Source organism: Plasticicumulans sp., assembly GCF_035331805.1.
Lineage (GTDB): Bacteria > Pseudomonadota > Gammaproteobacteria > Competibacterales > Competibacteraceae > Plasticicumulans.
In genome coordinates, this window is the sequence record NZ_DAOLKE010000067.1 from 1 (window position 1) to 10,451 (window position 10,451).

The following is a 10,451-nucleotide window of genomic DNA, read 5'->3' on the forward strand; positions in this document are numbered from 1 at the left end:
GCCACGCCTGCGCAGCCGGCGGCGGCGGAGCCGGCGCCGGTCGAGACCGTGCTCGCCGAGGTCTACGACGCCACGCTGGTCGAGGCCGTGCACCGCTTCCAGGCCCGCCACGGCCTGACCGAGGACGGCGTGATCGGCGCGGCGACGGTCGCGGCGATGAACGTCAGCGTGCGCGAGCGCATCGCACAGGTGCGGCTGAACCTCGAACGCTGGCGCTGGCTGCCCGGCGATCTCGGCCAGCGCTACATCGTCGTCAACATCCCGGGCTTCGAGCTGCAGGTGATCGAGCGCGGCAGGCCGGTGCTCGAAGCGAAGGTCGTGGTCGGCACGCAGGTCAAGCCGACGCCGGTGTTCACCGGGCGCATGCAGCAGGTCGTGTTCGCGCCGTACTGGAACGTGCCGGGCACGATCGCCTCCGAGGAGCTGCTGCCGAAGCTGCGCAAGAATCCCGGCGAGTTCGTGAAGACCAACATGAAGGTCATCACCGGCAGCGGTGCCGTGGTCGATCCGACCGCCGTGAACTGGGGCGAGTACCACCCCGGCAACTTCCCGTTCCGGCTGCGTCAGGAGCCGGGCGCGGCCAATCCGCTCGGGCGCGTGAAGTTCATCTTCCCGAACCGCTACGACGTCTACCTGCACGACACCTCGAAGCCGGCGCTGTTCGAGCGCAGCCAGCGCACCTACAGCCACGGCTGCATCCGCATCTCCAGGCCCGCGGAGCTGGCCGAATACCTGCTGAAGAGCGATCCGCGCTGGAACCGCGCCGCGATCGATGCGGCGATGGATGCCGGGCGCGAGCGTGCGGTGCCGGTGCCGGAGCCGCTGCCGGTGCATCTGCTGTACTGGACGAGCTGGGTCGATGCGCAGGGCCTGCTGCAGTTCCGGGCCGATGTCTACGGACGCGATCTGGCGCTGCGCAAGGCGCTGTCGGCGCTGTAGCGCGCGCCGGCCTGTCGTCGCCGGCAAACGGCCGGCGACGGATTTCCGCGCCGGTGACGGCGTCAAGAATCCGGCGCAAGGCCGGATTCTGCTTTCATGACAATGAATTAATGATCTGGCGCGAATCCTGCTGAAGCACGGCTCACCGTCCGTCCCCGCAGGTTGCGCGCCATGTCCAGCACTCCGTTGCGATGCCCCGAACCGTCCGCTCCGTGCGGCCGGTGCGCGGATCGGCGTGTGGCCGCGCCTGCCGTCTTCTGCATCTTCGGCAGTACGAGGAGCGCGCCATGATCCGCATTTCGACGTCGTACACCCAGGAACAGGGCGTGCAGTACATGCGCGATGCGCAGAAGCGCGTCGTCGACACCCAGGCCGAGCTGGCGACCGGCAAGCGCATCTCGTCGCCGTCCGATGATCCGGTCGGCGCGGCGCGCCTGATCGACCTGCATCACCAGATCGACAGCACCGCGCGCTTCCAGACCAACATCGCGATGGCGACCGGGCGGCTCGCGACCAGCGACAGCATCCTCGATGAGGCCGGGCAGCTGACGCAGCGCGCGCGCGAACTGGTCGTGCAGGCCAACAACGCACCGCTCGCCGACAGTGACCGCGTCAGCATCGCGCAGGAGCTGCGCCAGATCCGCGGCCAGCTGCTCGAACACGCCAACAGCAAGGATGGTAACGGCGACTACCTGTACGCCGGCTACAGGACCCAGACCACGCCGTTCATCGAGACCACCGGCGGCCAGGTCGTCTATCAGGGCGACAGCGGCCAGCGCCTGCTCGGCATCGCGCCGACGCGCTCGGTGGCGGTCTCCGATGCCGGCGACAGCGTGTTCATGAACATCCGCGCCGGCAACGGCGTGTTCGCGACCACGGCCGATGCCGGCAACAGCGGTTCGGCGGTCATCGAACCCGGCGACCTGCTCGACCCGACCGCGTTCGAGCACCACCGCTTCCAGATCGATTTCCAGTCCTCGACCGATTTCACGATCACCGACCTGAGCGAGGTGCCGCCGACCGGGCCGGGGCCGGTGCAGACGCTGCCGGCCGACGGTCGCATCGAGTTCAACGGCATCTCGGTGAAGCTCACCGGCGCGCCGGCGAACGGCGACCGCTTCGAGGTCGCACCGGCGCCGTACCAGGACGCGTTCACGACGCTCGACAAGGTCATCACCGCGCTGGAAACCCCGGTCGCCGCCACCGGCGCGGCGCGCACGAAGTTCGCGCAGACCATGGCCGACGCGATGCAGAACCTCGACCAGATGCATTCGAACTTCCTCGACACGCGCACGCAGATCGGCGCTCGCCTCAACGGCCTCGAAACCCAGGAATCCGCGAACAGCGAATTCAGCCTGCGCATGCAGTCGATCGCCAACGACATCGAAGGGCTGGACTACGCCGAGGCGAGCAGCCGGCTCGCGGCCTACACGCTGACGCTGCAGGCCGCGCAGCAGTCCTACGTGAAGATCCAGAACCTGAACCTGTTCAATTATCTGTAATCACCTCCGTCACCCGTCATCCTCCGAAACTGACTGCAGTGCGCTGCAAGCCGAGGCACGCCATGTTCGATGGCAAGAGCATCCTGATCACCGGCGGTACCGGCTCCTTCGGCCGGACCTTCGCGCGCACGCTGCTGGCGCGCCACCAGCCCGAGCGCGTGATCGTCTATTCGCGCGACGAACTGAAGCAGTACGAGATGGCGCAGGAGCCGGCCTTCGCGCGCGAGCGGGCGATGCGCTTCTTCATCGGCGACGTGCGCGACCGCGAGCGCCTGCGTCAGGCGATGCGCGGCGTCGACTACGTCGTGCACGCGGCGGCGCTCAAGCACGTGCCGGTCGCCGAGTACAACCCGATGGAGTGCATCAAGACCAATGTCTACGGCGGCGAGAACGTCATCGCCGCGGCCCTCGACAACGACGTGGCCGGCGTCATCGCGCTCAGCACCGACAAGGCTGCCAACCCTGCGAACCTGTACGGCGCCTCGAAGCTCGCCTCCGACAAGCTGTTCATCGCCGCCAACAACCTCGCCGGGCGCCACCGCACGCGCTTCGCGGTCGTGCGCTACGGCAACGTCGTCGGCTCGCGCGGCTCGGTGCTGCCGCTGTTCCGGCGGCTGGTCGCCGAAGGCGCACGCACGCTGCCGATCACCGATGCGCGCATGACGCGCTTCTGGATCACGCTGCAGCAGGGCGTCGACTTCGTGCTGTCGGGCTTCGCACGCATGCAGGGCGGCGAGCTGTTCGTGCCGAAGCTGCCGTCGGCGCGCACGGTCGATCTCGCGGTCGCGGTCGCCCCGGAGCTGCCGCACGAGATCATCGGCATCCGCCCCGGCGAGAAGCTGCACGAGGTCATGTGTCCGCGCGACGATTCGCGCCTGACGCTGGAGTTCGCCGATCACTTCGTGATCCGTCCGTGCATCAGCTTCAACCGCCCGGTCGACTACCGCGCCAATCCGCTTGGCGAGACCGGCACCGAGGTCGCCGACGGCTTCAAGTACGACTCCGGCAGCAACCCGCACGTGCTCGACGTGCCCCAGCTGCGCCGGCTGATCGCGGAGGTCGCGTGAAGCGCATGTCCGCCGTCCCGGCGCCGTCGGTGTCGATCCCCTATGGGCGCCAGGACATTTCCGAAGCCGACATCGCCGCCGTCGTCGAGGTGCTGCACTCCGACTGGCTGACGCAGGGGCCGGCCGTGCCGCGCTTCGAGCAGCTGCTCGCCGCCCGCACCGGGGCGCGCCACGCGGTCGCCGTCAACAGCGCGACCTCGGCGCTGCAGCTCGTCTACCGCGCGCTCGGCATCGGTCCGGGCTCCAGGGTCTGGACCAGCCCGAACACCTTCGTCGCGACCGCGAGTGCCGCGGCGCTGCTCGGCGCCGAGGTCGATTTCATCGACATCGACCCGCGCACGCTGAACCTCTGCCCGCAGCGGCTGGAGGAAAGGCTCGAAGCCGCCGGGCGCGACGGCACGCTGCCCGATCTGCTCGTGCCGGTGCATTTCGCCGGCCGCTCCTGCGACATGGCCGCGATCGGCGCGCTGGCGAAGCGCTACGGCTTCCGCGTGGTCGAGGATGCCGCGCACGCGCTCGGCGCCGAGGCCGACGGCGTGCCGGTCGGCGCCTGCCGGCATTCCGATGCCGTGGTGCTGAGCTTCCACCCGGTCAAGATTGTCACGACCGGCGAGGGCGGGGCGGTGCTCTGTCAGGACGACGCCCTTGCCACGCGCCTGCAGGAGCTGCGCAGCCACGGCATCACCCGCGATCCGGCGCGCATGCCGGCCGAGCCGGACGGTGCCTGGCAGTACGACCAGCTCGAACCGGGCTGGAACTTCCGCATGACCGACCTGCAGGCCGCGCTCGGCGCGAGCCAGCTCGGCCGGCTCGATGCCTTCCTCGCGCGCCGCCGTGCGCTCGCCGTGCGCTACGAGGCGCTGCTCGCCGCCCTGGCGCTGCAGCGCCCGCAGCGCGATGCGCGCATGCGCTCGGCCTGGCACCTGTACGTCGTGCAGCTCGCCGATGCGCCGCTGCGCCGCCGGGTGTTCGACGCGCTGCGCGCCGCCGGCATCGGCGTCAACGTCCATTACCGCCCGGTCTACCTGCAGCCGTGGTGGCGCGCGCGCGGCTTCGCGCCCGGCCACTGCCCCGAGGCCGAACGCTATTACGCCGGTGCGCTGAGCCTGCCGCTGCATCCGCGCCTGAGCGAATCCGAACAGAACCACGTCGTCCTGCAGCTCGGGGAAGCGCTCGCCGGCCTGTCGTGACGCCGATCCGAAGCCGAAGCCAAAGCTGAAACCGAAGCCGGAACTTGCGGAATTTCAGGAGAACCGCCGCCATGAACCGCACCGTCGCGATCATCCAGGCCCGCATGGGTTCGACCCGCCTGCCCGGCAAGGTGCTGCTGCCGCTCTGCGGCCATAGCGTGCTCGCGCACGTGATCACGCGCGCGCTCGCCGTGCCCGAGGTCGATGCCGTCGTCGTCGCGACCAGCACGCTCGCCGCCGACGATGCGGTCGCCGCCGAGGCCGCGCGCTACCGGGCCATGGTCTGCCGCGGTCCCGAGGACGACGTGCTCGAACGCTACCGGCTCGCTGCCGCCGAAGCGGCGGCGGACACCGTGATCCGCATCACGTCGGACTGTCCGCTGCTCGATCCGGCCGTGGTCGGCGCGATGCTGACGCATTTCCTGCAGCAGCGCGGCGCCGGCCGGGCGCTCGATTACCTCAGCAACGGCCTGCAGCGCAGCTTCCCGCGCGGCCTCGATGCCGAGATCTTCACGCGCGCCGTGCTCGAGCGCTGCGCGCGCGAGGCCTGGGAGCCGCACATGCGCGAGCACGTGACGCCTTACGTCTACCAGCACCCGGACCGCTTCCGCATCGAGGCCTGGACGCAGCCGCTCGATCAGTCCGCGCAGCGCTGGACCCTCGACACGCCCGAGGACTGGGCGCTGATCTCGGCGATCTTCGGCGCGCTCGGCGACGGCCTGAACGTCTTTCCGAGTACCTCGGTGCATGCGCTGCTCGACGCGCATCCGGACTGGCGCGCGCTCAATGCCCACATCGAACAGAAGCCGCTGCCGGCGGCAGCGGCCTGACGAGCCGGAGCGAGACCATCATGAGTCCCTGTCTGGCGATCCGCGCCGATGCCGGCCACGCGCTCGGCAGCGGTCATGTGCAGCGCTGCCTGGCCCTGGCTTCGGCGCTGCGCGCGCGCGGGCTGACGCTGCGCTTCCTGATGCGCGCCTGTCCCGGCCACCTGCTCGACGAGGTGCGTGCCGCCGGCCACGAGGTGCGGGCGCTGCCGGCGCTGCTGCCGGACTGGCTGACCGATGCCACCGTCTGCCTGTCGACGCTCGAAGGCTGCGCCGGCCTGATCGTCGATCACTACGGTCTCGATGCGCGCTGGCAGCGCGCGATCACCTGGGCGAGCGGTCTGCCGGTGCTGCTCGCGATCGACGATCTCGCCGATCGTCCGCACGCCGCGCTGCTGCTGCTCGACGTGAACGACTTCGAGGCCGGCGGGCAGCGCTATGCCGAACTGCTGCCGCCCGGCAGCCGGACGCTGCTCGGTCCGCAGCATGCGCTGCTGCGCGAGGAATTCGCCCGTGAGCGGGCGAGGCTGCGCACCCGCGAGGCGGCGGTGCGGCGCGTGCTGATCAACTTCGGCGGCAGCGATCCGCGCGATGCCACGGCCATCGCCTGGCAGGCGCTGCAGACGCCGGCCTGCGCCGGGCTGGAACTCGACGTGATCGTCGGCAGCGCCTACGTCGATCGCAGCGGACTCGCCGAAGCCTGCGCAGCGCGACCGCACACCGCATTCACCGTGCAGGCGCACGACATGGCGGCGCGTCTGGCAGCGGCCGATCTGGCAATCGGTGCCGGCGGTACCGGCTGCTGGGAGCGTGCCGCGCTCGGCGTGCCGGCGCTGGCCTGCGCGATCGCCGACAACCAGCGTGCCACCGTCGCGGCGCTGGCGGCCCGCGGTGCGCTGCGGGCGCTGCCGGAACCGGACGTGGACGCCTGGCGTGCCGCGATCCTCGACCTGATCGGTGACCCGTTCGCGCGCGCGGCCCTCGGGCGCGCGGCGCAGTCACTCTGCGACGGCGCCGGTGCCGGGCGCGTCGCCGATCATCTGCTTGCCCTGCTGGCCGAAGGTCGCAACGCCCAGCGCCAGTCCGCCTGACCGAGGTTGTCATCGTGAATGCCCAGCCGCACCCGACCGTCACCGATCCCGAACTCGGCTTCCGCCGGCTCGATCCGCTGCCGGCCGCCGACGAACTCGCGGCCTTCTACGAGAGCCGTTACTACGACCTGATCCGCCGCGGCGGCCGGGCGCCGGAGATCGGCCGGCTGCTCGCCGGCGGCGAGACCGCGGCGCGCGAGCGCGAGTGGCTGGCGGCGACGCTGTACGCCGACCTCGTCGACGGACTGGAAACATACGGCGCCGGCGGCGGCCGGGTGCTCGACATCGGCGCCGGCACCGGCGATCTGGTCGAGCACCTGCAGTCGGCGGGCTTGCGCGCGAGCGGCATCGAGCCTTCGCAGGATGCGAGCCGCCTGGCACGCGAGCGCGGGCTGGACGTGGCCGCTGCGACCGTCGAGCAGTGGGCCGCCGATCCGGCACATCGCGGCGCTTACGCCGGCGCGGTGCTGATCAACGTGCTCGAACACGTGCCGCAGCCGCAGGCGCTGCTCGCGACGATCGGCACGCTGCTCGCGCCCGGCGGCGTGCTCTGCGTGCGCGTGCCGAACGACTTCAGCGACTGGCAGGCGGCGGCGGCTGCAGCCTGCGGCCACGACGGCTGGTGGGTCGCCGCGCCCGATCACATCCATTACTTCAGCCACGACTCGCTGGCGCGCACGCTCGCCGCCTGCGGCTTCGAGCCCGTGCAGCTGACGACCGACTTCCCGATGGAGTTCTTCCTGCTGATGGGCGAGGACTACGTCGCTGATCCGGCCCTCGGCCCCGGGCTGCACGAGCGGCGCCGGCGCTTCGAGCTGGCGCTGCCGGCGGCTTTGCGCCGGCGCCTGTACGCGGCGTTCGCGTCGGTCGGGGCCGGGCGCAACACGCTCGCCTTCGCGGTGCGGCGGCCGTGAACGCGCCGGCCCCTGCCCCGGGCTGCGTGCTGATCACCAGCGCCGCGCGCAAGGTCTGGCTGGTCGAGGCCTTCCGCCGCGCGCTGGCCGCCGAGGGCGGCGGCGAGGTGCTGGCGGCCGACTGCGATGCGCTGGCCCCGGCGCTGTATCGCGCCGATCGCGGCCTGCTGCTGCCGCGGGCCGATGCGCCGGGCTACGAGGCGACGCTGCTCGATCTGTGCCGGCGCGAGCGCGTCGAGCTGCTGGTGCCGACCCGCGATGCCGAACTGCCGTGGTTCGCCGAACGCCGCACGCGCTTCGCCGAGATCGGCACGCGCGTGCTGGTGTCGGCGCCGGCGGCGATCGAACGCTGCCGCGACAAGCGCGCGTTCGCGGACTTCTGCGCCGCACACGGTTTTGCGACACCGCCGGCGGTGACGCTGCCGGCGGCCGCAGACGATTTCCCGCTGTTCGCGAAGCCGCGCATCGGCCAGGGATCGGGGGGTGCGCGCCGTATCGAGTCCGCGGCCGGACTGGCCGGGCTCGATGCGGAGCACTGGATCGTGCAGCGCTTCGACGGCGGGCCTGAATACACGCTCGATGTCTGCGCCGGCTTCGACGGCACGGTGCTGTCGGTCGTGCCGCGCCGGCGGCTGCAGGTGCTCGCCGGGGAGTCGATCACCGGCGTCACGGTCATGGACCCGGCGCTGGTCGAACTCGGCGCGGCCGTCGTGCGCGCACTCGGCCTGATCGGCCACGCCACCGTGCAGTGCTTCCACGACGCCGCCGGCAGCCGGCTGATCGAGGTCAACCCGCGCTTCGGCGGCGGGGCCGCGCTCGGCTTCGCGGCCGGCGCCGACTCGCCGCGCTGGCTGCTGCGTCTGGCGCGCGGCGGCAGCATCGAGCCGCAGCTCGGCTGCCAGCGCGACGGCCTGTACCTGCTGCGCCACAGCCACGACGTGTTCGTGGCGGCGGAGGACGTATGCCGCTGATGCCCGCGCCACCTGCGCCCGCCGTCGTGCTGCTCGATCTCGACGACACGCTGTACGCCGAGCGCGACTGGCTGCTGAGCGGCTGCCGCGCGGTGGCCGCGCGCGCCGAAGCGCTGCTCGGGCGTTCGGCCGCCGAACTCTACGACTGGCTGCTGCAGCGGCTGCTGACCGAGGGCCGCGAGCGTCTGTTCGATGCGCTGCTCGCCGCGCACGGGCGCTGCGACCCGGCGCTCAGTGCGCTGCTCGTGCATGTGTTTCGCAGTCACCGGCCGCGGCTGACGGCTTTTGCCGACGTGGCGCCGGCGCTGGCGGCCTGGCGCGCGCGCGGTTGCGGGCTCGGGCTGATCACCGACGGCGTCAGCTGCGTGCAGCACGCCAAGCTCGACGGCCTCGGCCTGCGCGCCGGCTTCGATCTGGTGCTCTGCACCGACGACCTGCCCGGGGCAGCGCGCAAGCCCGCGCCGCTCGCCTTCCAGCTCGCGCTCGCGCACTTCGGCTGCGCGCCGGAGCAGGCCGTCTACATCGGCGACGATCCGTCCAAGGATTTCCTCGCGCCGCGCGCGCTCGGCATGCGCACGCTGCGCATCGACCGTCACCTGCCCTGGCCGCTGCAGTCGCGCCGCGACTTTCCGGACAGTCACCAGGCACACCGCACCATCGAATCGCTGGCGGAAGCGGCGGCACCGGATGCGTCCGGACTCGCCGCCTGATGCCGCCCGTGCTGGAGAACGTCATCATGAGTTGCACAGGCTTTGAAATCGCCGGCCGCCGGATCGGTCCGGACGCACCGCCGTTCGTGATCGCCGAGATGTCCGGCAACCACAACCAGTCGCTGCAGCGCGCGCTCGCCATCGTCGATGCCGCGGCGGCGGCCGGTGCGCACGCCATCAAGCTGCAGACCTATACCGCCGACACGATGACGCTCGACCTCGACGAGGGCGAGTTCCACATCGATGACCCGGCGAGTCTCTGGCGCGGCGAGTCGCTGTACCGGCTCTACCGTCAGGCCTACACGCCCTGGGAATGGCACGCGCCGCTGTTCGCGCGTGCCCGCGAGCACGGGCTGATCGCCTTCAGCACGCCCTTCGATGCGAGTGCCGTCGATTTCCTCGACAGTCTCGACGTGCCGGCCTGGAAGGTCGCGTCCTTCGAGAACACCGACCTGCCGCTGATCCGGCGCATGGCCGCCACCGGCAGGCCGATGATCATCTCGACCGGCATGGCGACGGTCGGCGAACTCGACGAGACGGTACGCACGGCGCGCGCCGCCGGCTGCCGGGACCTCGTGCTGCTCAAGTGCACGAGCACCTATCCGGCAACGCCGGCCGACACCCACCTGCTGACGCTCCCGCACCTGCGCGCGCTGTTCGGCTGCGAGGTCGGACTGTCGGATCACACGATGGGGCTCGGGGTTGCGGTCGCCGCGGTCGCGCTCGGGGCCAGCGTCATCGAGAAGCACTTCACGCTGGCGCGTGCCGATGGCGGCGTCGATTCGGCGTTCTCGATCGAGCCGCACGAACTTGCGCAACTCGTCACCGAATCGGAACGCGCCTGGCAGGCGCTCGGTGCCATCCACTACGGCCCGACCGCCCGCGAAGTGCCGTCGCTGCGCCACCGCCGCTCGCTGTACGCGGTGCGCGACATCGCCGCCGGCGAAGCCTTCACGGCCGACAACGTGCGCGCCATCCGTCCCGGCCTCGGCCTGCCGCCGAAGGAGCTCGAACGCGTGCTCGCAAGCCGCGCGCGCCGCGCGATCCGCCGCGGCGAACCGCTCGCCTACGAGCTGCTCGGCTGAACCACGCGCTGCCGCCACGCCCCGGACGCGGGCTGATCCCGCGGCATCGACGACCGGGACTCGCCGCTGCGGGTTTCGTTGTGCGACAGCGGCGAACCCATGCCGGGCAGAGGATCACGCCTGCCGCGCAGGGAAGTGCAGATGGCGCGCATCGA

Annotated in this window: 10 protein-coding genes; all 10 read left to right on the forward strand. The window is 71.4% G+C overall.

Annotation, left to right across the window (positions count from 1 at the left end):
* The coding region (locus PKE44_RS07075; RefSeq protein WP_324549487.1) for a L,D-transpeptidase family protein at positions 1 to 939 on the forward strand (939 nt) is incomplete at its 5' end.
* Positions 940 to 1,226: 287 nt separating this feature from the next.
* Positions 1,227 to 2,441: a flagellar hook-associated protein FlgL gene (gene flgL, locus PKE44_RS07080; RefSeq protein ID WP_324549489.1), complete on the forward strand. Its 1,215-nt coding sequence runs from the start codon at positions 1,227 to 1,229 to the stop codon at positions 2,439 to 2,441.
* A gap of 62 nt (positions 2,442 to 2,503) precedes the next feature.
* On the forward strand, positions 2,504 to 3,508 hold the full coding sequence (gene pseB / locus PKE44_RS07085) for a UDP-N-acetylglucosamine 4,6-dehydratase (inverting) (protein WP_324549491.1): 1,005 nt from the start codon (positions 2,504 to 2,506) through the stop codon (positions 3,506 to 3,508).
* A gap of 5 nt (positions 3,509 to 3,513) precedes the next feature.
* Entirely contained in the window at positions 3,514 to 4,698 is a 1,185-nt protein-coding gene (gene pseC, locus PKE44_RS07090; protein ID WP_324549493.1) for a UDP-4-amino-4,6-dideoxy-N-acetyl-beta-L-altrosamine transaminase, read from the forward strand.
* 71 nt (positions 4,699 to 4,769) lie between these two features.
* The gene (locus tag PKE44_RS07095; protein WP_324549495.1) at positions 4,770 to 5,528 is read left to right on the forward strand and encodes a glycosyltransferase family protein; all 759 of its coding nucleotides are present in this window, start codon (positions 4,770 to 4,772) and stop codon (positions 5,526 to 5,528) included.
* Between the two features lie 20 nt (positions 5,529 to 5,548).
* The gene (gene pseG, locus PKE44_RS07100) at positions 5,549 to 6,616 is read left to right on the forward strand and encodes a UDP-2,4-diacetamido-2,4,6-trideoxy-beta-L-altropyranose hydrolase (protein ID WP_324549497.1); all 1,068 of its coding nucleotides are present in this window, start codon (positions 5,549 to 5,551) and stop codon (positions 6,614 to 6,616) included.
* A gap of 14 nt (positions 6,617 to 6,630) precedes the next feature.
* Positions 6,631 to 7,530 carry a class I SAM-dependent methyltransferase gene (locus tag PKE44_RS07105; RefSeq protein ID WP_324549499.1) on the forward strand — a complete coding sequence of 300 codons (900 nt, stop codon included), beginning with the start codon at positions 6,631 to 6,633 and terminating at the stop codon, positions 7,528 to 7,530.
* Positions 7,527 to 8,501: an ATP-grasp domain-containing protein gene (locus PKE44_RS07110; RefSeq protein ID WP_324549501.1), complete on the forward strand. Its 975-nt coding sequence runs from the start codon at positions 7,527 to 7,529 to the stop codon at positions 8,499 to 8,501. Before PKE44_RS07105 ends, PKE44_RS07110 begins: the two co-directional genes overlap by 4 nt.
* Positions 8,492 to 9,211 (forward strand): HAD family hydrolase, encoded by a 720-nt coding sequence (locus PKE44_RS07115; RefSeq protein WP_324549503.1) that lies wholly within the window; start codon positions 8,492 to 8,494, stop codon positions 9,209 to 9,211. Before PKE44_RS07110 ends, PKE44_RS07115 begins: the two co-directional genes overlap by 10 nt.
* A gap of 26 nt (positions 9,212 to 9,237) precedes the next feature.
* Positions 9,238 to 10,296, forward strand: coding sequence for a pseudaminic acid synthase (pseI, locus tag PKE44_RS07120; protein ID WP_324549507.1), 1,059 nt, complete (start codon positions 9,238 to 9,240; stop codon positions 10,294 to 10,296).
* The last annotated feature ends 155 nt before the right edge of the window (positions 10,297 to 10,451 follow it).

What these genes read in the sequence shown, in the direction of transcription:
- PKE44_RS07095 (WP_324549495.1), top strand. Translation starts at nt 4,770, where the DNA reads ATGAACCGCACCGTCGCGATCATCCAGGCCCGCATGGGTTCGACCCGC.
- pseG (WP_324549497.1), top strand. Translation starts at nt 5,549, where the DNA reads ATGAGTCCCTGTCTGGCGATCCGCGCCGATGCCGGCCACGCGCTCGGC.
- flgL (WP_324549489.1), top strand. Translation starts at nt 1,227, where the DNA reads ATGATCCGCATTTCGACGTCGTACACCCAGGAACAGGGCGTGCAGTAC.
- pseI (WP_324549507.1), top strand. Translation starts at nt 9,238, where the DNA reads ATGAGTTGCACAGGCTTTGAAATCGCCGGCCGCCGGATCGGTCCGGAC.
- pseC (WP_324549493.1), top strand. Translation starts at nt 3,514, where the DNA reads ATGTCCGCCGTCCCGGCGCCGTCGGTGTCGATCCCCTATGGGCGCCAG.
- pseB (WP_324549491.1), top strand. Translation starts at nt 2,504, where the DNA reads ATGTTCGATGGCAAGAGCATCCTGATCACCGGCGGTACCGGCTCCTTC.
- PKE44_RS07115 (WP_324549503.1), top strand. Translation starts at nt 8,492, where the DNA reads ATGCCGCTGATGCCCGCGCCACCTGCGCCCGCCGTCGTGCTGCTCGAT.